Annotated in this window: 22 protein-coding genes; 20 read left to right on the forward strand and 2 right to left on the reverse strand. The window is 72.6% G+C overall.

The window, feature by feature from the left end; genetic code table 11:
• The first annotated feature begins 41 nt into the window (after positions 1-41).
• The 18 genes from AC1DXT_RS20235 to dnaE all read left to right on the forward strand — a co-directional run bounded on the left by AC1DXT_RS20235 (position 42) and on the right by dnaE (position 20,651).
• Positions 42-1,619: a UDP-N-acetylmuramoyl-L-alanyl-D-glutamate--2,6-diaminopimelate ligase gene (locus AC1DXT_RS20235; protein WP_477063075.1), complete on the forward strand. Its 1,578-nt coding sequence runs from the start codon at positions 42-44 to the stop codon at positions 1,617-1,619.
• Complete coding sequence (locus tag AC1DXT_RS20240) at positions 1,616-3,067, forward strand: UDP-N-acetylmuramoyl-tripeptide--D-alanyl-D-alanine ligase (protein ID WP_477063076.1); 1,452 nt, start codon at positions 1,616-1,618, stop codon at positions 3,065-3,067. Before AC1DXT_RS20235 ends, AC1DXT_RS20240 begins: the two co-directional genes overlap by 4 nt.
• Complete coding sequence (mraY, locus tag AC1DXT_RS20245; protein ID WP_477063077.1) at positions 3,064-4,146, forward strand: phospho-N-acetylmuramoyl-pentapeptide-transferase; 1,083 nt, start codon at positions 3,064-3,066, stop codon at positions 4,144-4,146. Before AC1DXT_RS20240 ends, mraY begins: the two co-directional genes overlap by 4 nt.
• Complete coding sequence (gene murD / locus AC1DXT_RS20250; RefSeq protein WP_477063078.1) at positions 4,147-5,577, forward strand: UDP-N-acetylmuramoyl-L-alanine--D-glutamate ligase; 1,431 nt, start codon at positions 4,147-4,149, stop codon at positions 5,575-5,577.
• Positions 5,574-6,818: a putative lipid II flippase FtsW gene (gene ftsW / locus AC1DXT_RS20255; RefSeq protein WP_477063079.1), complete on the forward strand. Its 1,245-nt coding sequence runs from the start codon at positions 5,574-5,576 to the stop codon at positions 6,816-6,818. Before murD ends, ftsW begins: the two co-directional genes overlap by 4 nt.
• On the forward strand, positions 6,811-7,947 hold the full coding sequence (gene murG / locus AC1DXT_RS20260; protein ID WP_477063080.1) for an undecaprenyldiphospho-muramoylpentapeptide beta-N-acetylglucosaminyltransferase: 1,137 nt from the start codon (positions 6,811-6,813) through the stop codon (positions 7,945-7,947). Before ftsW ends, murG begins: the two co-directional genes overlap by 8 nt.
• Positions 7,944-9,359 carry a UDP-N-acetylmuramate--L-alanine ligase gene (murC, locus tag AC1DXT_RS20265; RefSeq protein WP_477063081.1) on the forward strand — a complete coding sequence of 472 codons (1,416 nt, stop codon included), beginning with the start codon at positions 7,944-7,946 and terminating at the stop codon, positions 9,357-9,359. The genes murG and murC overlap by 4 nt, the downstream gene beginning before the upstream one ends.
• Entirely contained in the window at positions 9,356-10,354 is a 999-nt protein-coding gene (locus AC1DXT_RS20270; RefSeq protein ID WP_477063082.1) for a cell division protein FtsQ/DivIB, read from the forward strand. The genes murC and AC1DXT_RS20270 overlap by 4 nt, the downstream gene beginning before the upstream one ends.
• Positions 10,355-10,577: 223 nt before the next feature.
• Positions 10,578-11,834 (forward strand): cell division protein FtsZ, encoded by a 1,257-nt coding sequence (gene ftsZ, locus AC1DXT_RS20275; RefSeq protein ID WP_056093423.1) that lies wholly within the window; start codon positions 10,578-10,580, stop codon positions 11,832-11,834.
• A gap of 7 nt (positions 11,835-11,841) precedes the next feature.
• Positions 11,842-12,603 carry a peptidoglycan editing factor PgeF gene (gene pgeF / locus AC1DXT_RS20280; protein WP_477063083.1) on the forward strand — a complete coding sequence of 254 codons (762 nt, stop codon included), beginning with the start codon at positions 11,842-11,844 and terminating at the stop codon, positions 12,601-12,603.
• 146 nt (positions 12,604-12,749) lie between these two features.
• Positions 12,750-13,244: a cell division protein SepF gene (locus AC1DXT_RS20285; RefSeq protein WP_477063084.1), complete on the forward strand. Its 495-nt coding sequence runs from the start codon at positions 12,750-12,752 to the stop codon at positions 13,242-13,244.
• A gap of 3 nt (positions 13,245-13,247) precedes the next feature.
• A complete protein-coding gene (locus AC1DXT_RS20290) occupies positions 13,248-13,532 on the forward strand; it encodes a YggT family protein (RefSeq protein WP_477063085.1) in 285 nt (94 codons plus the stop codon).
• A 129-nt stretch (positions 13,533-13,661) separates the two neighbouring features.
• Positions 13,662-14,345 carry a DivIVA domain-containing protein gene (locus tag AC1DXT_RS20295; protein ID WP_477063086.1) on the forward strand — a complete coding sequence of 228 codons (684 nt, stop codon included), beginning with the start codon at positions 13,662-13,664 and terminating at the stop codon, positions 14,343-14,345.
• Positions 14,346-14,502: 157 nt separating this feature from the next.
• Positions 14,503-14,964, forward strand: coding sequence for a TraR/DksA family transcriptional regulator (locus AC1DXT_RS20300; protein WP_056093434.1), 462 nt, complete (start codon positions 14,503-14,505; stop codon positions 14,962-14,964).
• Between the two features lie 20 nt (positions 14,965-14,984).
• Positions 14,985-15,608 (forward strand): signal peptidase II, encoded by a 624-nt coding sequence (locus AC1DXT_RS20305; RefSeq protein WP_477063087.1) that lies wholly within the window; start codon positions 14,985-14,987, stop codon positions 15,606-15,608.
• On the forward strand, positions 15,601-16,539 hold the full coding sequence (locus AC1DXT_RS20310; protein ID WP_477063088.1) for an RluA family pseudouridine synthase: 939 nt from the start codon (positions 15,601-15,603) through the stop codon (positions 16,537-16,539). Before AC1DXT_RS20305 ends, AC1DXT_RS20310 begins: the two co-directional genes overlap by 8 nt.
• Positions 16,536-17,018, forward strand: coding sequence for a GNAT family N-acetyltransferase (locus AC1DXT_RS20315; RefSeq protein WP_477063089.1), 483 nt, complete (start codon positions 16,536-16,538; stop codon positions 17,016-17,018). The genes AC1DXT_RS20310 and AC1DXT_RS20315 overlap by 4 nt, the downstream gene beginning before the upstream one ends.
• A gap of 93 nt (positions 17,019-17,111) precedes the next feature.
• Complete coding sequence (dnaE, locus tag AC1DXT_RS20320; protein WP_477063090.1) at positions 17,112-20,651, forward strand: DNA polymerase III subunit alpha; 3,540 nt, start codon at positions 17,112-17,114, stop codon at positions 20,649-20,651.
• Here dnaE and AC1DXT_RS20325 read toward each other — a convergent pair.
• The gene (locus tag AC1DXT_RS20325; RefSeq protein ID WP_477063091.1) at positions 20,632-21,201 is read right to left on the reverse strand and encodes a peroxiredoxin; all 570 of its coding nucleotides are present in this window, start codon (positions 21,199-21,201) and stop codon (positions 20,632-20,634) included. The two genes, dnaE and AC1DXT_RS20325, sit on opposite strands and share 20 nt — an antisense overlap.
• Positions 21,202-21,277: 76 nt before the next feature.
• Between AC1DXT_RS20325 and AC1DXT_RS20330 the strand changes: the two genes are divergently transcribed.
• Both AC1DXT_RS20330 and AC1DXT_RS20335 read left to right on the forward strand, forming a co-directional pair.
• Entirely contained in the window at positions 21,278-21,601 is a 324-nt protein-coding gene (locus AC1DXT_RS20330; protein ID WP_477063092.1) for an ArsR/SmtB family transcription factor, read from the forward strand.
• Complete coding sequence (locus AC1DXT_RS20335) at positions 21,591-22,088, forward strand: SRPBCC family protein (protein WP_477063093.1); 498 nt, start codon at positions 21,591-21,593, stop codon at positions 22,086-22,088. The genes AC1DXT_RS20330 and AC1DXT_RS20335 overlap by 11 nt, the downstream gene beginning before the upstream one ends.
• A 7-nt stretch (positions 22,089-22,095) precedes the next feature.
• Here the strand turns inward: AC1DXT_RS20335 and AC1DXT_RS20340 are convergent, their stop codons facing one another.
• On the reverse strand, positions 22,096-22,314 hold the full coding sequence (locus tag AC1DXT_RS20340; RefSeq protein ID WP_477063094.1) for an RNA-binding S4 domain-containing protein: 219 nt from the start codon (positions 22,312-22,314) through the stop codon (positions 22,096-22,098).
• Positions 22,315-22,370 lie beyond the last annotated feature (56 nt).

Below are 22,370 nucleotides of genomic sequence, written 5' to 3' on the forward strand. Positions count from 1 at the left end.
TTCCGGGCGTCCTGCGGTGTCACGCGGGGTAGATTCTCCCCATGACGACCCCCGCTCGGATGCGCCCGCTGCATCCCGCGGCCCATCGGGTCGCCGACCTCGTCTCGACGTTCGGCCTGGTCACGCGTGGTGCCCCGGTGCCGGCGGACGCCGAGCTGACCGGCGTGAGCCTCGCCAGCGGTGACGTGGTCGCCGGTGACGTGTTCGTCGCGGTGACGGGCTTCAAGGTGCACGGCGCCACGTACGCGGCCCAGGCGGTCGACGCCGGCGCGGTGGCGGTGCTCACCGACGAGGCCGGGTGGGCGGTCCTGGAGGACTCCGGTCTGGCAACGCGTCTGCCCGTCCTGGTGGCCGACGACCCGCGCGCGATCGCCGGTCCGGTCGCGGCGTGGGCGCACGGGTCGCCGGGCGAGCGCCTGGTCACGGTGGGCGTCACGGGCACCAACGGCAAGACCACGACGACCTACTTCCTGGACGCAGCCCTGCGCGCGGCGCACGCCACGACCGCCGTCCTCGGCACGGTCGAGCTCCGGATCGGCGAGGACGCGGTGGAGAGCCCCCGCACCACCGTCGAGGCGCCGGCGCTGCAGGCGATCCTCGCGCTGGCCGTCGAGCAGGGTGCGACGGCGCTCGCCATGGAGGTCTCGTCGCACGCGCTCGCGCTGGGCCGGGTGGGTGGACTGACGTTCGACGTCGTCGGCTTCACCAACCTGCAGCGCGACCACCTCGACTTCCACGGCGACATGGAGGGCTACTTCCGCGACAAGTCACGCCTCTTCGCTGCCGGTCAGGCGCGGCGCGGGGTCGTCGTGGTCGACGACGAGTGGGGCCGCCGGTTGGCCGCGGAGTCGCCGATCCCCGTCGAGACCGTGGCCACGCACGCGGGCGAGCCCGAGGGTGCCGACGCCGACTGGGCCGTGGTCAAGGCCGACATCGGGCTGGACGGCGTCGGCTCGTCGTTCACGCTCCGGGGGCCGGACGGCGCCGAGCACACGGCCGCGAGCCCCCTGCCGGGCATGGTCAACGTCTCCAACGCGGCCCTGGCCATCGTGCTCGCGCACGCGGCCGGGGTGGAGCTGGACGCCGCCATCGCCGCCGTGGCCGTCGCGCACGAGATCCCCGGCCGGATGGAGCGGGTCATCGAGCGCGGTGACGGCTTCCCGCTGGCCATCGTCGACTACGCCCACACGCCCGACGCGCTCGTCCTCGCGCTCGACGCCGTGCGCCCGATCACGCCGGGCCGGCTGGTGATCGTGTTCGGCTCGGACGGCGACCGCGACCAGGGCAAGCGCCCGATCATGGGCGAGATCGCCGCGCGGCTGGCCGACGTGATCGTCGTCACCGACGAGAATCCCCGTTCCGAGGAGCCGGCGGCCATCCGATCCGCCATCCTCGACGGAGTCCGGTCGCAGCGGCCGGACCTGGTCGACGTGCACGAGGCCACCAGCCGCGCGCAGGCCATCCGCGACGCCCTCGTCCTCGCCTCCGAGCAGGACACCGTGATCATCACGGGCAAGGGCCACGAGCCGACCCAGGAGATCGCCGGCGTGTTCCACCGGTACAACGACCGCGACGTGCTGCTCGCAGCGCGCACCCGCCGGCAGGAGCAGCACGCGTGATCGCCCTGACGGCGGCCGAGATCGCGGCCGCGACCGGGGGAGTGCTGCGCGGCTCGGCTGCGACCGACCCTGCCCTCGTCGTCAGCGGCCCCGTGGTCGTCGACTCGCGCGACGACATCACCGGTGGGCTGTTCGTCGCCCTGCCGGGAGAGAACGTCGACGGCCACGACTACGCCGCCGTGGCGATGGCCGGCGGTGCCGCGCTCATCCTGGCCGCGCGCGACGTGATCGGGGCGGGTGGCGCAGTGCTGCCGAGCGTCGTCGTCGACGATGTCGAGCGTGCCCTGGGCGACCTGGCCCGCGTCGTGCTGGAGCGTCTCCGCGAGGCCGCGCTCGAGCCCGGCGGCAGCGGCCTGCGCGTCGTCGGCATCACGGGCTCGGTCGGCAAGACGACCACCAAGGACCTGCTCGCGCAGCTGTGCGGCAGCGTTGGGCCGACCATCGCGCCGGTGCGCTCGTTCAACAACGAGATCGGGCTGCCGCTGACCGTCCTGCGCGCCGACGAGTCCACGCGGTTCCTCGTGCTCGAGATGGGTGCCAGCGGCCCCGGGCACCTCACCTACCTCACGGACATCGCGCCGCCCGACGTCGCCGTCGTGCTCATCGTCGGCCACGCCCACCTGGGCGGCTTCGGCGGCATCGACGCGGTCGCCGTCGCGAAGTCCGAGATCGTGCAGGGCCTGGTGTCCGACGGCGTCGCGGTGCTCAACGCCGACGACCCCCGCGTGTCCGCGATGGCCGACCTCGCCCCCGGCGAGGTCGTCACGTTCGGCGCCGCGCCGCAGGCCACGGTCGGCGTGCGCGACGTCCGCCTCGACCGCAGCGGCCGCGCGACGTTCACGCTCGTGCGACGCGGCGACGTCGAGAGCACCGCGCAGGTCACGTTGCGGCTCGTCGGTGAGCACCACGTGCACAACGCCCTCGGCGCCGCGGCGGCCGCGCTCGCCGTCGGGCTCGAGCTGGACGAGGTGGCCGCGGGACTGAGCGCGGCCGACGCCCTGAGCCCGCACCGCATGCACGTGGTCGACCGCCCCGACGGCGTCACCATCGTCGACGACTCCTACAACGCGAACCCCGACTCCATGCGTGCGGCGCTCAAGGCGCTGGCCGTGCTCGCCGGCCGGGACCGTCGCTCGATCGCCGTGCTGGGCGAGATGCTCGAGCTCGGACCGGGAGCGCGCGAGGCGCACGACGCCATCGGGCGCCTGTGCGTCCGGCTCAACATCGGCCTGACGATCGTCGTCGGCGACGGCGCCCGCGCCATCCGCGACGGCGCCAACCACGAGGGGTCGTGGGGCGACGAGGTGGTGCTCGCGGACGACCTGGAGGTCGCGACCGCGTTCCTCGAGAGCGAGCTGCGTCCCGGGGACGTCGTGCTGGTCAAGTCGTCGTACGGCGCCGGGCTGTGGAAGCTGGGCGACGTGCTGGTCGAGGGGGCTGCCCGATGAGGGCGGTCCTCATCTCCGGTGGGCTCTCGATGCTCATCGCGCTGCTGGGCACGCCGCTGTTCATCCGGTACCTGGTGCACAAGCAGTACGGCCAGTTCATCCGGCAGGACGGGCCGACCGCGCACTTCACCAAGCGCGGCACGCCGACCATGGGCGGCGTCGTCATCATCGGCGCGACGCTGCTCGGCTGGATCGGAGGTCTGCTCGCGACCGGGACGGTGCCGAGCGCGTCCGCCGTGCTGGTCCTGTTCCTCATGACCGGTCTCGGCGTCGTCGGCTTCCTCGACGACTTCATCAAGATCTCGCGGCAGCGCAGCCTCGGCCTGAGCGCGCGGTGGAAGATCGCCGGACAGGGCATCGTCGGCATCGCGTTCGCGGTGGCGGCCCTGCAGTTCCCCAACGACAGCTTCCGGACGCCGGCCTCCACGCACATCTCGTTCATCCGCGACACCACCCTGGACCTCGCGTTCTGGGGCGTGACGGTCGGGGTGATCCTGTTCGTCGTCTGGGCCAACTTCCTCATCACCGCCTGGTCCAACGCGGTGAACCTCACCGACGGGCTGGACGGGCTGGCCACCGGCGTCTCGCTCATCGTGTTCGGCGCGTACGTCATCGTCTGCGTGTGGCAGTTCAACCAGTCGTGCCAGTTCCTGGCCAGCGCCGGGCCACGCTGCTACGAGACCCGGGACCCGATGGGCCTCGCGGTCGTCGCCGCCGCGATCACCGGCGCGTGCTTCGGGTTCCTCTGGTGGAACGCCAGCCCCGCCAAGATCTTCATGGGGGACACCGGGTCGCTCGCCCTCGGCGGCGCTCTGGCCGGTCTGTCGATCCTGTCCCGCACCGAGATCCTCGCCGCGATCATCGGCGGCCTCTTCGTGGTCATCGTCATGTCGGACGTGATCCAGATCGGCTTCTTCAAGCTGACCGGGAGACGGGTCTTCAAGATGGCACCGCTGCACCACCACTTCGAGCTCTCGGGGTGGGGCGAGGTCACGATCGTCATCCGGTTCTGGATCATCGCCGGGCTGTTCGTCGCGCTGGGTGTCGGCATCTTCTACGCGGAGTGGGTGGCCGGGTAGGTGTCCGATCTCGTGCTGGAGGGCGCCCTGGTGGTCGTCGCCGGGCTCGGGGTCTCCGGACGGGCGGCGGCCGAGGTGCTGGCCTCCCGGGGAGCCCGGGTGGTGCCCGTGGACGACCACGCCGACGACGTCATCGGCTCGGCGGAGCTGCTCGAGGGCTCGGTGCTGGACCGCGCGGACCTCGTCGTCGCGTCGCCGGGGCTCGCGCCGCACCACCCCCTGCTCGCGGCGGCGCTGGAGCGCGGGATCCCCGTGTGGAGCGAGGTCGAGCTGGCGTGGCACGTGCGCGTCGACCGCGCGGCCGGCGGCGGACCGGCGCCGTGGCTGGCCGTCACCGGCACCAACGGCAAGACGACGACCGTGGGCATGCTCGAGTCGATCCTGCGGGCCGCGGGGGAGAACGCGCTCGCCGTCGGCAACGTCGGGACGCCCGTGGTTCTCGCGGCGACCGATCCGACCCTCGACGTCCTCGCGGTCGAGCTGTCCAGCTTCCAGCTCCACTTCACGCACTCGATGTCCGCGCAGGCCGCCGCCGTGCTGAACCTCGCGCCGGACCACCTGGACTGGCACGGCTCGCTGGACGCGTACACCGCCGACAAGGGCCGCATCTTCGAGCGCGCGCAGGTGGCGTGCGTCTACAACCTGACGGACCCGGCGACCGAGGGCCTGGCCCGCGAGGCCGACGTCGTCGACGGCTGCGTCGCCGTCGGGTTCACGCTGGGGACGCCGCTCGTCGGACAGGTCGGCATGGTCGAGGACGTGCTGGTCGACCGCGGGTTCGCCCGGCTCCGGCACACGCACGCGGCCGAGCTCGGCACGCTGGCGGACCTCGTGCAGCTGGCCGGGCCCGACGGCACCGTCCCGCCGCACGTCGTCGCGAACGCCCTCGCGGCTGCTGCGCTCGCCCTCGCGCACGACGTCGACCCGGCGGCGATCCGCGACGGCCTGCGCGCCTACGGACCGGGCGCGCACCGGCTCGCCACGGTCGCGGTCGTCGACGGCGCCGCGTACGTGGACGACTCGAAGGCGACCAACGCGCACGCCGCGTCCGCCGCCCTCGGCGCGTTCCCCGCCGGGAGCGTCGTGTGGATCGCGGGCGGCCTGGCCAAGGGTGCGCAGTTCGACGAGCTCGTCGTCGCGCGGCGGGACCGGCTCCGTTCGGTCGTGCTCATCGGCGTCGACCGCGCTCCCTTGCGCGAGGCGCTCGCCCGACACGCACCTGAGGTCCCCGTGGTCGAGGTCGACGCCGGTGAGACTGGCACGGTGATGACCCGCGCCGTGCAGGAGGCCAGGCGGCTCGCGTCCGCGGGCGCCGGGCCGGTCACGGTGCTGCTCGCCCCCGCCTGCGCCTCGATGGACCAGTTCACGTCGTACGCCGCACGGGGTGATCAGTTCTCCGCAGCCGTGCGTGCGCTCGGCGGGGACGCATGACCGCCACGACCCCGCGCCCGAGCGTGCGCCGCACGGACGATCCCGGTGCCTCGACCAGCTCCCTGCTCGGCCAGTGGAACAGCGCGGTGACCAGCTACTACGTGCTGATCGGTGCGACCGCCCTCCTGCTCGTGATCGGGCTCGTCATGGTCCTGTCGAGCTCGAGCGTGGAGTCCCTCGACGACGGACACTCGCCGTACGCGGTGTTCCTCGACCAGGCCAAGTACGCGCTGATCGGCCTGCCCGTCCTGTTCGGCCTGTCCCGGGCGCCCGTGCGGTTCTTCCAGGCGATCGCGTGGCCCGCGCTGGCGTTCGCCATCGTGTTCCAGCTGACGGTGTTCACGCCGCTGGGCTGCGGAGCGGGCGGCAACCAGAACTGGGTCTGCGTCGGGGGCATCTCCGCGCAGCCGTCCGAGACCATCAAGCTCGCGCTGGCGATCTGGCTGGGCGCGGTGCTCGCGCGCAAGCTGACGCTCCTGCGGCAGTGGAAGCACGCCCTGATACCTGCCGTGCCGGTGGCCGGCGTCGCGATCCTCGTCGTGCTGGCCGGGCACGACCTCGGCACCGCGCTGGTGCTCATCATGCTCGTCGCCGGCGCGATGTTCGTGGCCGGGGTGCCCATGCGGATCTTCGGGTTCGCCGCACTGCTGGCCGGTGGGCTGACTGCGCTGCTGACCCTCACCAGCGGCAACCGCACGGCCCGCATCACCAGCTGGCTGTCCGACGAGTGCGACGCCGCGTCCTCCTGCTACCAGACGCTGCACGGCGGCTGGGGGCTGGCGAGCGGCGGCTGGGGCGGCCTCGGCCTGGGGGAGAGCCGCGAGAAGTGGTCCTACCTGCCGGCCGCGCACAACGACTTCATCTTCGCGATCCTCGGCGAGGAGCTCGGGCTCATCGGCACGCTGCTCGTGCTCGGCCTGTTCGGCCTGCTGGCGTTCGCCATGATCCGCGTCATCCGCCGGCACACCGACCCGTTCGTGCAGATCACCACGGGCGCGATCCTCTGCTGGATCATCGGGCAGGCGCTGGTCAACATCGCCGTCGTCATCGGGCTCGCTCCGGTGATCGGCATCCCGCTGCCGCTGGTGTCCGCGGGCGGCTCGGCGCTGATCATGACCATGGCCGCGCTGGGCGTGCTCATCGCGTTCGCGCGCTCGGAACCGGGTGCCGCCGAGGCGCTGGCCGCCCGGCCGGGCGTCGTGCGGCGCTCGCTCGCCGTCATCGGGCGGTCCCGTGGCTGAGCACCGCCCGGCGCCCTCCGTCCTGCTCGCCGGCGGGGGGACCGCCGGCCACGTGAACCCGCTGCTCGCGGTCGCCGACGAGCTGCTGCGGCGACACCCGAACGCCCGGCTGACGGTCCTCGGGACGGCGGAGGGCCTCGAGTCCCGACTGGTCCCGGAGCACGGTCTGCCGCTCGCGGTCGTCCCGCGCGTCCCGCTGCCGCGCCGCCCGACGCTCGACTGGTTCCGGCTCCCGGCCAGGCTGCGCGACGCCGTCCGGGCGGCGGGCGCGGCGATCGACGAGTCGGGCGCCCAGGTGGTCGTCGGCTTCGGCGGGTACGTCGCCACCCCGGCCTACCTGGCCGCGCGCCGCCGGAAGCTGCCGGTCGTCATCCACGAGCAGAACGCGCGTCCGGGTCTGGCCAACCGGCTCGGTGCCCGCTGGGCCCGCTCGGTGGCCGTGACGTTCCCGGGCACCGCGCTGCGCGGCGCGCAGGTCACCGGCCTGCCCCTCCGGGCGCCGATCGCGCGCCTGATCGAGCAGCGGTCCGTGGACCGGGAGGGCACGCGTGCCGCGGCAGCCGCCGAGCTCGGTCTGGACGCCGCACTGCCCACGCTGCTCGTGTCCGGCGGTTCGCTCGGTGCCGTGAGCGTCAACGCGGCCGTCGCGGGCGCCGCGGCGGACCTGCTCTCCGCGGGGATCCAGGTGCTGCACCTGACGGGGGCGGGCAAGGCCGACGCCGTGCGTTCCGCGCTGGTCGACGTGCCCGGTGCCGAGCGGTACCACGTGCGCGAGTACCTCACCGAGATGCAGCTCGCGCTGGCCGTCGCCGACGTCGTGATCGGTCGCTCCGGCGCCGGCACCGTGTGCGAGCAGGCCGCGCTGGGGATCCCGGCGGTCTACGTGCCGCTCCCCATCGGCAACGGCGAGCAGCGGCTGAACGCGGCCGCCGTGGTCGCGGCCGGGGGCGGTCTGCTGGTGGAGGACGCCGACCTGGACCCGGCGTGGGTCCGCGCGCACCTGCCGGTCCTGCTGGTCGGCGACGCCGCCGCGGAGACGCGGGAGCGCATGGGTCGGGCCGCGGCCTCGGTCGGGGTGCGTGACGCCGCCGCCCGGGTGGCCCGTCTGGTGGAGGCGGAGCTGCCGTGACCGACGTCCTGCGGCCCGCCGACCTCGGCCGCGTCCATCTCGTCGGCGTGGGCGGAGCGGGCATGTCCGCGATCGCCGCCCTGCTCGCCGCCCGCGGCCTGGCCGTCAGCGGGTCCGACGCGGCCGACGGTCCCGCGCTGCCGGCGCTCCGGGAGGCCGGAGTCGGGGTGCACGTCGGCCACGACGCCGCGCTCGTCGACGACGTCGACACCGTGGTGATCTCGTCGGCGGTCCGCGAGTCCAACCCCGAGCTTGCCCGCGCACGCGAGCGAGGCCTGCGCGTGCTGCACCGGTCCGAGGCCCTGGCCGCGCTCATGGTCGACCGCGACGCGGTCGCCGTGGCCGGCGCGCACGGCAAGACGACCACGTCCGCGATGATCGCCACCGCACTGCTGCACGCCGGGGCGGACCCCTCGTTCGCCATCGGTGGCACGGTCTTCTCGGTCGACGGACCGCTCGGTGGCAGCCGCGACGGCGCCGGCCCCGCGTTCGTGGCCGAGGCCGACGAGTCCGACGGCTCCTTCCTCGCGTACGCGCCACTGGTCGCGGTCGTCACCAACGTCGAGCCGGACCACCTGGACCACTACGGCTCCACGGAGGCCTTCGAGGACGCGTTCGTCGCGTTCGCCGGCCGGATCCGGCCGGGCGGCGCGCTGGTGGCCTGCGCGGACGACGCCGGTGCGGTGCGCCTGGTGGAGCAGGTGCGTGATTCGCTCGCGGACCGGAGCATCGCCGTCGTGACGTACGGGACGTCGCCGGACGCGGACGTCCGGGTCGGCGACCTGGCGGCCGACGGCGACCGGTGGGCGTTCGCCCTGTCGACCGCGGACGTGCGCACGACCGTCCGGCTGGCGGTACCCGGCACGCACAACGCCCTGAACGCGGCCGCGGCGTGGGCGGCGGCGCGACGCCTCGGTGTGACCGACGCCGCCGATGGCCTCGGCGCGTTCCGCGGCACGGGCCGCAGGTTCGAGGACCGGGGCACGGCGGACGGCGTACGCGTGGTCGACGACTACGCGCACCATCCGACCGAGGTCGCCGCCCTGCTGCGTGCCGCGCGGTCGGTCGCCGGGGACGGGCGGGTCCTCGCCCTCTTCCAGCCGCACCTCTACTCGCGCACCCGCACGTTCGCCGCCGAGTTCGGCGCGGCGCTCGACCTGGCCGACGTGGTCGTCGTGACCGACGTGTACGCCGCCCGCGAGGACCCGGACCCGTCGGTGACCGGGGCGCTGATCGTGGACCGCGTCCCCACGCCGGGCAGGGCGACGTTCGTGCCGGACCGGCACGACGCGGCACGGGCGATCGCCGCAGCCGCCCGTCCGGGCGACCTGCTGCTCACCGTCGGCGCCGGGGACGTGACCCAGCTGGCGTCGGTCGTGCTCGAGGTGCTCACCGCGCGGGCGGACGGATGAGCCCGTCACGACCGACCGCTCCGCGTGACGCCGCACCGGGTCGACCGACCGCGCCGCGCCGGGCCGCGGCGCGAGCGACGCCCGCCAGGCCGGCGGCCGCCCCGAAGCCCGCGACCGCCCCGAGGCCGACGACCGCCCCGACRCCGGCCCAGCAGGACGGCCAGGCCTTCGGACGCGCGGTCACCACGTACAGCGCCGGTGGTGCCCGCAAGTACGCCGGTCCGGTGGCCCCGCCCGTGGTGTCCACCAGCTCGGTCGCCCGGTTCGCCGAGCGGTCCCGTGCCCGCCGGAACCTCGCCCGTCGGCAGGTGCTGCTGGCGGTCGGGTCGGTGCTCGCGGTCGGCTCGCTCGGCTGGCTCCTGCTCATCTCCCCGGTGCTCGCGCTCGAGCCGGCGCAGGTCGACGTCGAGGGGGCCGGGACCGTGGTCGCCGTCGACCAGGTGCTCGCGGTGGTCGACGCGCACGCGAGCACCCCGCTGCCGCGCCTGGACACGGTGCGGCTGCGCGACGAGGTCCTCGAGGTGCCCGGCGTCCGGGAGGCACGCGTCACCAGGTCGTGGCCGCACGGCCTCGTCGTGGTGCTCGTGGCCCGCGAGCCGGTCGCCGCCGTCCCGGAGGAGTCGAGCGCCGCGACGCACGGTGCACCCGGGTTCGCCCTGCTCGACATGGAAGGCGTCCAGGTCGGCCGCGTCGATGCCGCCCCCGACGGTCTGCCGGTGGTGGACGTGCCGGTGGGGGACAAGCGCACGCTCACCGCGGTGCTCAGCGTGCTCCAGAGGCTGCCGGTCGAGCTGCTCGCGCAGGTGGGTGGCGTGTCGGCACGCACCCAGGACACCGTGACCATGAGCCTGCGCGACGGCGTGCGCGTCGACTGGGGGAGCGCGAGCGAGACCCCGCTGAAGATCGCGGTCCTGTCCGCCCTGCGCGCGTCGCCGGCCGCTGCGGGAGCGACCATCATCGACGTGTCCGCGCCTCGCCTGCCCATCACGAAGTGAAGGGTATGGGCGAGATTCTCAAGCAACTCCCGACACGCGCGGCGCGGTCGTTGCTCGAGGTCCGGACGGCACCTAGCGTCACGCACTGACAGCACACCTGACATAACTATAACCCTCAAGTAGAGGGTGAAGGTTTCACCCCGACCCTGTCCCGCCGTCGAGCGGGCCGCGGACGGACCACGTGGCCCCGGCCGCGACCGGCACAGAACGAGAGGCACCCACCGTGGCAGCTCCGCAGAACTACCTGGCGGTCATCAAGGTCGTCGGCATCGGCGGCGGCGGCGTCAACGCCGTGAACCGCATGATCGAGGTCGGCCTCAAGGGTGTCGAGTTCATCGCCGTCAACACCGACGCCCAGGCGCTGCTGATGTCGGACGCGGACGTCAAGCTCGACGTCGGTCGCGAGCTCACGCGCGGCCTCGGCGCCGGCGCGGACCCCGAGGTCGGCAAGAAGGCCGCCGAGGACCACAAGGACGAGATCGAGGACGTCCTGCGGGGCGCCGACATGGTCTTCGTCACCGCGGGCGAAGGCGGTGGCACCGGCACCGGTGGCGCGCCCGTCGTCGCGCGGATCGCCCGGTCGCTCGGTGCCCTGACCATCGGTGTGGTCACGCGCCCGTTCACCTTCGAGGGCCGTCGTCGTTCCGTGCAGGCCGACTCGGGCATCGAGGCGCTGCGCGCCGAGGTCGACACCCTCATCGTCATCCCCAACGACCGGCTGCTGCAGATCTCCGACCGCTCGGTGTCGGTGCTGGACGCGTTCCACTCGGCCGACCAGGTGCTGCTGTCGGGTGTCCAGGGCATCACGGACCTGATCACCACGCCCGGCCTGATCAACCTCGACTTCGCGGACGTGAAGTCCGTCATGCAGGGTGCCGGCTCGGCGCTCATGGGCATCGGCTTCGCCCGCGGCGACGACCGCGCGGTCCAGGCCGCCGAGATGGCGATCTCCTCGCCCCTGCTCGAGGCCAGCATCGACGGCGCGCACGGCGTGCTGCTGTCCATCCAGGGTGGCTCCGACCTCGGGCTCTTCGAGATCAACGAGGCCGCGCGGCTGGTCCAGGAGGCCGCGCACCCCGAGGCCAACATCATCTTCGGTGCCGTGATCGACGACGCCCTGGGCGACGAGGTCCGCGTCACCGTCATCGCGGCCGGCTTCGACTCCGGCTCGCCGACGATCCGCCGCGACGCCCGCGCGCTCGGTCAGGTCAGCGGCAACTCGGCCCGTCAGGTGCCGGCCGTCGCCTCACAGGTCCCGACGCCGCGCCCGGTGCTCGACCCCGAGGAGCAGCTGGTCCCCGTCGGCTCCTACACGCAGAACCGTGCGGCCGCGCCGGCTCAGCCCGACGTCCCGGCCTTCCTGTCCACCGAGGCGGAGCCGACGCCGATCACGGGAGCGCTGGAGGTGCCCCGGATCTTCAGCGAGGACGCCCCCCGGCGCGACCGCGACGAGCTGGACGTACCGGACTTCCTCAAGTAGCCGGGCCGTGAGCGGAACGCAGCCCGGGAACGACCTCCCGCCCGTCGTGGAGGTCGATCTCGGGCCCGGCGTCCGAGCAGGGTTCAGCACGCGCGGCGGCGGGGTGAGCCGCCCGCCGTACGACGCCCTGAACCTCAGCTACCAGGTGGGCGACGAGCCGTCCGACGTCGCGCGCAACCGGGCACGGCTCGAGCGGTGGGCAGGAGTGCCGGTCGCGTACGCCGCGCAGGTGCATGGGACGGGGATCGTCGTCCTGTCCGAGCCGCCCGCGGCGGGCGCCATCTCGGTCGGCGAGTACGACGCCCTGGTGTCCGTCGACCCGTCGGTCGCGGTCGCGGTGCTCGTGGCCGACTGCGTGCCCGTGCTGCTGGCGGACGCCTCCGCCGGCGTGGTGGCCGCGGTGCACGCCGGTCGGCGCGGGCTGGTGGCCGGAGTCGTCGAGGCGGCGGTCTCCGCGATGGTCACCCAGGGCGCGGACGTCGACCGGATCCGGGCGGCCCTCGGACCGTCGATCGCGGGGGAGTCGTACGAGGTGCCCGCCGCCCTGCGGGACGAGGTCGCGGACGCGGTCCCGGAGACGCGGGCGACGACCGACTGGGGGACCCCTGCCCTCGACCTGCCCGCGGGCGTCGTCGCGGTGCTGCGGCGGGCCGGTGTCGGGCGCGTCACCGTGCAGGCGCGCGACACGTGGACGGACCCCGCGCTGTTCTCCTACCGGCGTTCGCCCCGCACAGGCCGGTTCGCCGGGGTGGTCGGCATGCAGGCGTGACAGCCGCCGAGGTTGTCGGGCGTGTCGCACCGGTGACCGGAACGCGCGCGTTGCTACCGTGACCGGCAGAGGGAGCCCACCGTCGCCGTCAGGACCGGCAGGGGCTCCGGGGTGGTCCGGAGAGATCCGGGGAGGGAGCCAAGGCGATGGCCGGAGCGCTGCGCAAGACGATGCTGTACCTCGGCCTGGCCGACGACCGGTCGGAGCACGAGGAGTACCTCGAGGAGTTCGACGACCAGGAGGTCGCGGTGCCGCAGGAGTACGAGGCCCAGGTCACGCCGTTGCACCGGCCGACGCGCACGTCGCTGCCCACGCAGGCGGCGCAGCACGCTCCCGCACCCGCTGGTGAGCTCCGTCGCATCACCACGATCCACCCCCGCTCGTACAACGACGCGCGCAAGATCGGCGAGGCGTTCCGCGAGGGCACCCCGGTCATCATGAACCTCACGGACATGGACGACGCCGACGCCAAGCGGCTCGTCGACTTCTCCGCGGGTCTGATCTTCGGGCTGCACGGCGCGATCGAGCGGGTGACCAGCAAGGTGTTCCTGCTCTCGCCGGCGCACGTCGAGGTCGCCGGCGAGGCTGCCGGCCCCGTCGCAGAGCCGCCGGCGCGTGCGGGCTTCTACAACCAGAGCTGACGCGTGCAACTCGTCGCCGCACTGCTGTTCTACGTCGTCCTCGCGTTCTTCATCCTGCTCCTGATCCGGCTCGTGCTGGACTGGGTGCAGTTCTTCGCGCGGGACTGGCACCCCTCCGGGATCGCCCTGGTGATCGCGGAGGCGACGTACACCGTCACCGATCCTCCGCTCAAGGCGTTGCGGCGGATCCTGCCCCCGCTCGCCATCGGATCCGTCCGTCTGGACCTCGCCTTCCTGGTCCTCGTGCTGGGATGCTCGATCCTGATGTCCATCCTCAGCCGCATCTGACCTGACGATCCACCTGTCCATGGGCGTGTCGCGGGGACGTGCGCGCACCGCATTCTCCGATACCGTGGCCCGAGGCGGTCGGTGGACTGCCGCCGGCCCGACCGAGCACTACCGACTGAGGTGATGACGATGGCTCTGCTGACTGCAGACGAGGTCTTGAACAAGAAGTTCCAGGCCACGAAGTTCCGCGAGGGCTACGACCAGGACGAGGTCGACGACTTCCTGGACGAGGTCGTCAACACGCTGCGCGACCTGCAGGGTGAGAACGACGACCTGAAGACGAAGCTGGCGGCGGCCGAGCGCCGGATCGCCGAGCTCAGTCGTGCGGGTGCCCAGCAGGCCGCGCCGGCACCCAAGCCGGAGCCCACGCCCGAGCCCATCCCGGCTCCCGCGCCGGTGATCGCCGCCCCCGTCGCCCAGCCCGCCCCGATCGTCGCGCCTGTGCAGAGCGGCGCGCGGACGAGCGAGCCGGAGTCCGCCACGGGCATGCTCGCGCTGGCCCAGAAGCTGCACGACGACTACGTGCGCAGCGGCCAGGAGGAGTCGGACCGCCTCGTCGGTGAGGCCAAGAGCCAGGCCAACCGCATCGTGCGCGAGGCCGAGGAGACGTCGCAGCGCACGCTCGGTCAGCTCGAGCAGGAGCGCTCGCTCCTGGAGCGCAAGATCGACGAGCTGCGGGTGTTCGAGCGCGACTACCGGACCCGCCTCAAGAGCTACCTCGAGAACCTGCTCGGCGACCTGGACAACCGCGGCAACGCCCTGCCGCCGCGGTCGGGTCAGCCGCAGCCGGTCGGAGACGGCCAGAACCTCTGACGTCGTGTCCGGCGACCACCCGCCGGACACCCCGCATCACCACAGGTCAGATCCTCCGTACACGCGCGCCGCGCCGGGTTTCACCCGGCGTGGCGTGTTGTGTCCCTGCCTGTGCCCGCATACAGTCGCGTGACTTCGAGGACAGGGGGGCCCGCTCGTGGCCATCAACGACGCGCTCAGCGCGGTTGACGTCAGCACGGACACCAAGGAGCTGGCCAAGCTGGTCAAGCACTTCCCGGTGCGTGACGGGGAGAAGCCGTGGACGGCGCGGGAGGTCAAGGACGTCGCGGAAGAGCTCACCAGCGACATCGATCGACTGACGAGCGAGCTGGCAGCGGCGGACGCCGAGCTGTCGGACCTGCTGCGCAACTCCGGCGACGGCGCCGGCGACGACCAGGCCGACTCGGGGTCGTCCGCCCTGGAGCGCGAGCAGGAGCTGACGCTCGTGAACAACACGCGGGACCTGCTCGCGCAGACCACCCGCTCCCTGGCGCGCATCGCGGCCGGCACGTTCGCGACGTGCGAGTCCTGCGGCAAGGCGGTCGGCAAGGCCCGGCTTCAGGCGTTCCCGCGGGCGACCCTGTGCGTCGAGTGCAAGCAGCGCGAGGAGCGTCGCTGACGCGCACGTAGACTCCTGCGGTGCCCACCACGACGGACGACCAGCCCGACGCGCCCTCGACCAGCCCGCGCCGACGCGCGCTGCTGATCCTGCTGTTCTCTCTCGCGGCCGTCGTGCTGGTGCTCGACCAGGCGTCGAAGGCGTGGGCGATCGAGGCGCTGGCGGACGGCGAGCGGCGGCAGCTGGTCGGTGACCTCCTCGGGTTCCAGCTCGTCTTCAACCCCGGAGCCGCGCTCTCGATCGCGACCGGGATGACCTGGGTCCTCACGGTCGTCGCGACCGTGGTGATCGTCGTCGTCGTGCGGGCCAGTCGCCGGATCGGGTCGGGCGCGTGGGCCGTCGCGCTGGGTCTCCTGCTCGGGGGTGCGCTGGGCAACCTGGTCGACCGGTGGATCCGGGAGCCCGGCCCGGCCGAGGGGCACGTGGTGGACTTCATCGCCTATGCCGACTGGTTCGTCGGCAACGTCGCCGACATCGCGATCGTCGTGGCCGCCGCGCTCGTGGTCGTCCTGGCCGCGCTCGGTATCCACCTCGACGGCACCCGAGACGTCCGGGAGGCGCGAGAGCCCGCCGAGCCGGAGGACGTGGGCGACGACTCCGCGACCACCACCACCACGACGACGTCGACCGAGCAGAATGCCTGACACGCGGGCGATGCCAGTGCCTGACGGGCTCGTCGGCGAGCGGGTGGATGCGGCGCTGGCCCGGCTGCTCGGGCTCTCTCGCACCCGCGCGGCGGAGATCGCGGAGGCCGGCGGCGTGCACCTCGACGGCAAGGAGCTGGGCAAGTCCGACCGGCTGTCCGCGGGCGGCTGGCTCGAGGTCGCGATCCCGGACGTGGTGCCGGCGTCGACCATCGAGGTCGTCGCCGAGCCGGTGCCCGGCATGCGGATCGTCTACGACGACGACGACCTGGTGGTCATCGACAAGCCCGTCGGCGTCGCCGCGCACCCGTCGCCCGGCTGGACCGGTCCGACCGTCGTCGGCGCCCTCATGGCTGTCGGGTACCGGATCTCGACGTCCGGCGCGGCCGAACGACAGGGGATCGTGCACCGCCTCGACGCCGGCACGTCCGGGCTGATGGTCGTCGCCAAGAGCGAGCACGCGTACACGGTGCTGAAGCGGGCGTTCAAGGACCGCACGGTCGAGAAGGTCTACCACGCGCTCGTGCAGGGACACCCGGAGCCGACGAGCGGCACCATCGACGCCCCGATCGGCCGGCACCCCAGCTCGGACTGGAAGTTCGCCGTGGTGGCGGACGGCAAGCCGTCGATCACGCACTACGAGGTGCTCGAGATGCTCCCCGCGGCGTCCCTGGTGGAGATCCACCTGGAGACCGGCCGCACGCACCAGATCCGCGTGCACTTCTCGGCCACGCGGCACCCCTGCGTCGGCGACCTCACGTACGGCGCGGACCCGTCGCTGGCGGCGCGGGTGGGCCTGACGCGGCAGTGGCTGCACGCCATGCGGCTCGGCTTCCACCACCCGAGCTCGGGCGAGTGGCTGGAGCTGACCAGCGAGTACCCCGAGGACCTTGCCCGTTCCCTGGCCGTGCTGCAGGACGGGTACGCGTGAGCGTGCGCGTCGTCCGGGTGGAGACGCCCGAGCAGCGCGCCGCGATGACGGCGATCAGGATGGCCGTGTTCGTCCAGGAGCAGAAGGTGGCCGCCGAGCGCGAGATGGACGCACTCGACGACGACCCGTCGACCGTCCACGTCCTCGCGATCGGCGACGACGGCTCAGCCCTGGGCACCGCCCGCCTCCTGCCGCCCCACCACGCCGGTGAGCCTGCGCACATCGGGCGGGTCGCAGTGAGCGCCGCCGCCCGCGGGCTGGGGGTCGGGTCGCTGCTCATGTCCGTGCTCGAGATCGTGGCTCTGGAGCGGTTCGGGGACGTGGCGGACGGTGTCCGGAGCGTGTCCGTCGAGCTCAGCGCGCAGGAGCAGGCGCTCGGGTTCTACGACCGGATGGGCTATGTCGCCCGTCCCGAGCGGTACCTGGACGAGGCCATCTGGCACCGCGACGCGGTGAAGGTCGTGACCGCGCCGGCCTAGTCCCGACACGCCCTCCGGGCGACACGCCGTGCACGCTCGGAGAGCCGGGGTGGCTGCCCGGGAGTGTCGGCGGAGCGACGTAGGATCGCCCGCATGGCATCAGCTGGGGGCTCCGACTTCGTCCACCTCCACGTGCACACCGAGTACTCGATGCTCGACGGCGCGGCGCGCCTGGACGACCTGTTCACCGAGGCCACCCGCCTCGGTCAGACCGCGATGGCCATCACGGACCACGGCTACCTGTTCGGTGCGTTCGACTTCTGGCAGAAGGCCAAGAGCCACGGGATCAAGCCGATCATCGGCGTCGAGGCCTACGTCACGCCGGGCACCAGCCGGTTCGACCAGAACCGCGTGCGGTGGGGCGAGGCGCACCAGGCGTCGGACGACGTCTCCGCCCGCGGCGCGTACACGCACATGACGCTCCTGGCCAAGTCCACCAAGGGCATGCACAACCTGTTCCGGATGTCCTCGCTGGCGTCGCTCGAGGGGCAGATGGGCAAGTGGCCCCGCATGGACCGCGAGCTGCTGACCACGTACAGCGACGGGCTGATCGCCACCACGGGCTGCCCGTCGGGCGAGGTGCAGGTGCGCCTCAGGCTGGGCCAGTTCGACGAGGCCGTACGGGCCGCCGGGGAGCTGCAGGACATCTTCGGCCGGGAGAACTTCTACGTCGAGCTCATGGACCACGGGCTCGAGATCGAGACGCGGGTCATCAAGGACCTCCGGCGGCTGGCCGAGTCGATCGGAGCTCCGGTCGTCGCGACCAACGACCTGCACTACACCAAGCACGAGGACAGCCACGCGCACGAGGTGCTGCTGTGCGTGCAGTCCGGCTCGACCCTGGCCGACCCCGACCGGTTCAAGTTCGACACCGACCAGTTCTACGTGAAGTCCGCCGAGGAGATGCGGCGCACCTGGGCTGAGGTTCCGGAGGCGTGCGACAACACGCTCCTCATCGCCGAGCAGTGCGAGGTGGAGTTCAACACCGACGCCAACTTCATGCCGAACTTCCCGGTCCCGTCCGGGGAGAGCGAGGACTCCTGGTTCATCAAGGAGGTCGAGACCGGGCTGCAGCGGCGCTACCACGGGGAGATTCCCGCGGACGTGCGGACGCAGGCGCAGTACGAGACGGGCGTCATCACACAGCTGGGATTCTCCGGCTACTTCCTCGTCGTCGCCGACTTCATCAACTGGGCCAAGGACCAGGGCATCCGCGTCGGTCCGGGCCGTGGGTCCGCCGCCGGCTCGATGGCCTCGTACGCGATGGGCATCACCGAGCTGGACCCGCTGGAGCACGGGCTGATCTTCGAGCGGTTCCTCAACCCCGAGCGCGTGTCCTGGCCCGACGTCGACGTCGACTTCGACGAGCGCCGTCGCGGCGAGGTCATCCGGTACGTCACCGACAAGTACGGCGAGGACCGGGTCGCCCAGATCGTCACGTACGGCACCATCAAGGCCAAGCAGGCCCTCAAGGACGCGTCGCGCGTGCTCGGCTTCCCGTTCGCGATGGGGGAGAAGCTCACCAAGGCGATGCCGCCCGCGGTGATGGGCAAGGACATCACGCTCTCGGGCATCTACAACCCGCAGGACTCCCGGTACGCGGAGGCCGACGAGTTCCGCCAGGTGGTGCAGGCCGACCCCGAGGCGCAGCGCGTGCTGGAGACCGCGAAGGGGCTGGAGAACCTCAAGCGCCAGTGGGGCGTGCACGCGGCCGGCGTGATCATGTCGAGCGAGCCGCTGGTGGACATCGTCCCGATCATGCGGCGCCCGCAGGACGGCGCGATCATCACGCAGTTCGACCAGCCGGGGTCCGAGGCCCTGGGCCTGATCAAGATGGACTTCCTCGGCCTGCGCAACCTCACCATCCTCGACGACGCCCTCGAGAACATCGAGATGAACGGCAAGCCGTCGATCAAGATCGAGGAGGTCCCGCTCGACGACCCGGCGACGTACGAGCTGCTCGGTCGCGGCGACACCCTGGGCGTGTTCCAGCTCGACGGCGGTCCCATGCGCTCGCTGCTGCGCCAGATGCGCCCGGACAACTTCGAGGACATCTCGGCTGTCATCGCCCTGTACCGCCCGGGCCCGATGGGGATGAACTCCCACATCAACTACGCGCTGCGCAAGAACGGCCTGCAGAAGGTGGAGCCCATCCACCCCGAGCTGGAGGCGCCGCTCGAGGAGGTCGTGGGCATCACCCACGGCCTGATCGTCTACCAGGAGCAGGTGCAGCGCGCCGCGCAGAAGCTGGCCGGGTACACGCTCGGCCAGGCCGACCTGCTGCGCCGCGCGATGGGCAAGAAGAAGAAGGAGGTCCTGGACAAGGAGTTCGTCCCGTTCCAGGCCGGCATGCGCGAGCGCGGGTACTCCGACGCCTCCATCCAGGCCGTCTGGGACGTGCTGGTGCCCTTCGCCGGGTACGCCTTCAACAAGGCGCACTCCGCCGCGTACGGGGTCATCTCCTACTGGACCGCCTACCTCAAGGCCAACTACCCGACCGAGTACATGGCCGGGCTGCTCACCAGCGTGCGCGACGACAAGGACAAGTCAGCGCTGTACCTGGGCGAGTGCCGGCACATGGGCATCACCGTGCTCGCGCCCGACGTGAACTCCTCGTCGGCCAACTTCACGGCCGTGGGCAAGGACATCCGGTTCGGTCTGACCGCCATCCGCAACGTCGGCGCCAACGTGGTCGACGCGATCGTGCGGTCGCGCGAGGAGAAGGGCGCGTTCACGTCCTTCACCGACTTCCTGGACAAGGTGCCCGCGGTCGTCTGCAACAAGCGGACCATCGAGTCGCTCATCAAGGCCGGGGCGTTCGACTCGCTCGGGCACGCGCGGCGCGCCCTGCTGCTCGTGCACGAGCAGGCGGTCGACTCGGTCATCGGCGTGAAGCGCAAGGAGGCCGAGGGGCAGTTCGACCTGTTCGCGGACCTGCTGGGCGGCGACGACGCCGGCCAGGGCTTCGCGGTCGTCGTACCGGACCTGCCGGACTGGGACAAGAAGCAACGGCTCGCGTTCGAGCGGGAGATGCTCGGCCTGTACGTGTCCGACCACCCGCTGTCGGGGCTCGAGCACGTGCTCGCCGCCGCGGCGGACGTGTCGATCGCCACGCTGCTGCAGGACGAGCAGAGGCCGGACGGGTCGACGGTCGTCGTCGCCGGGCTCATCACGTCGCTGCAGCGCAAGATGTCGAAGCAGGGCAACCCGTGGGCCGCGGTCACCATCGAGGACATGGAGGCCTCGGTCGAGATCATGTTCTTCGGCGAGACCTACCTGGCGTACTCCACGGCGCTGGCCGAGGACGCGGTCGTGGTGATCCGCGGACGCGTGCGGCGGCGCGACGAGACCATGCAGCTGCAGGCCATGGAGGTGTCGCTGCCGGACGTGTCGCAGGCGGCGGACGCGCCCGTGGTCGTCTCGATGTCGGTGTCCCGGTGCACGCCGCCGGTGGTCGAGCGGCTGCGCGAGGTGCTCTCCACCCATCCGGGCGTCACGGAGGTCCACCTGCGACTCACGAGCCCCGGACGGGCGACCGTCATGCGGCTGGACCACGGGCTGCGCGTCGAGCGGTCGCCGTCCCTGTTCGGGGACCTGAAGGCGCTGCTCGGACCTAGCTGCCTGGCGTCCTGACCAGCCACGCGAGCACCTCGGCCGCGTGGCGGTCGGGCGGGAACACCGGGTAGAACACCTTCTCCACGACCCCGTCGCGCGCGACCATCGTGAGCCGCCGCAGCAGGGTCCTGCCGTCGACCTCGAAGGTGGGCAGCCGGAGGGTGTGCGTGAGCGTGAACGCGTCGTCGCTGAGCATCGCGAACGGCAGGTGCAGCCGCTCGACGGCCTCGCGCTGGTAGTCCGTGTCCTGCGTGGACAGGCCGAACACCGCCGACGCCCCGGCCGCGAGCAGATCGGCGTGGTGGTCCCGGAACGCGCACGCCTCGGCGGTGCAGCCGCGTGCGCCGGGGATCGTGTCCCAGTCGTCGGGCAGCCGCGCGCCGGGTCCGCCGGTCAGCGGGTACGCGTACAGGATCGTGCGACCCGGCCCGAGGCGGTCGACGTGCACGGAGGACCCGTCGGTCGCGACCAGGGCGACCGCGGGCATCGCGATACCCGTGAGGTGGTCCGCGGCTCCGTCGTCCGCAGGCACCGGGAGGTCGTCGGGAAGTCGGGTCAGGTCGATCACGCTGCCACGCTATCCAATCCGCTTATAGCGCTTGCGTTATATAACGGGAAGCGGAAAGATCGGCCGTGTGCAGGTCATGGACGCGTTGGGGGACCCGGTCCGCCGCCGACTGGTGGAGCTCCTCGCCGAGGGCGAGCGCAGCGCGGGCCAGCTGGCGACCGCCGTCGGTGCCGAGTTCGGCATCAGCCAGCCGGCCGCGTCGCGGCACCTGCGGGTGCTGCGCGAGGCGGGCGTCGTCGACTCGGAGCCGCGGGGTGCGGTCCGGCTCTACTCCGTGCGCCCGGAGGCGTTCGACGAGGTCGAGCGCTGGGCGCACGGCATCCGCCGGTTCTGGGACGGGCGCCTGGACGCGCTGGAGACCGAGATCGCCCGCGGGCGGAGGAGACGAGATGACGACTGACGTGTGGGGAGTGCTCCGGCCGTCCGCGACCGGGGTGACGGTCCGCTTCGAGCGGCGGTACGCGACCACGCCCGACGACCTCTGGTCCAGCGTGACGGAGCCGGACCGGCTCGCCCGCTGGCTCGGTCCGGTCTACGGCGACCTCCGGGTGGGCGGTCGGTACGAGCTGCGGATGGGCGACGACGTGGACGGTTCGCCGGAGAACGCGGTCGGCGAGGTCCTCGAGTGCGACCCGCCGCACCGCCTGCTGGTCGGCTGGCGGTTCCCCGGGGAGGACGAGTCGCGCGTGGCGCTCGAGATCCGTGCGGACGGCGACGGCGCGGTCCTCGTGCTCGAGCACCTGGACCTGGCCGAGGCCGCGGCGCGCGGGTACGGCGGCGGCTGGCACGCGTCGCTCGACCAGCTGGACGACTACGCGGCAGGCCGCCCGGTCCGGCCCTGGCAGGAGCTGTTCGACGCCGCGCTGCCGCGCTACCAGCAGGCGTGAGTCGCGGTCAGGCGACCGTAGCCTCCTTGTAGCCCGTCGGCAGGTCCACCTCGACCACGTCGCCGCGCACCAGCTGGCGGCCGCGCCGGGTCTCGTCCTCGCCGTTCACGGTCACGGCACCGTCCTCCAGCAGCGCGCGGGCGTGCGCGCCGGAGTCGGCGAGGTCCGCGAGCTTGAGGAACTGGCCGAGCCGGATCGAGTCGTCGGAGATGGGCACCTGGGTCATGGCAGTAGTCTGCCGTGCTCGGGGGTCCGTGTGGCGCAGCGCACGCCCGCCCAGTG

This window comes from Cellulomonas sp. P1_G12_2, assembly GCF_056405535.1.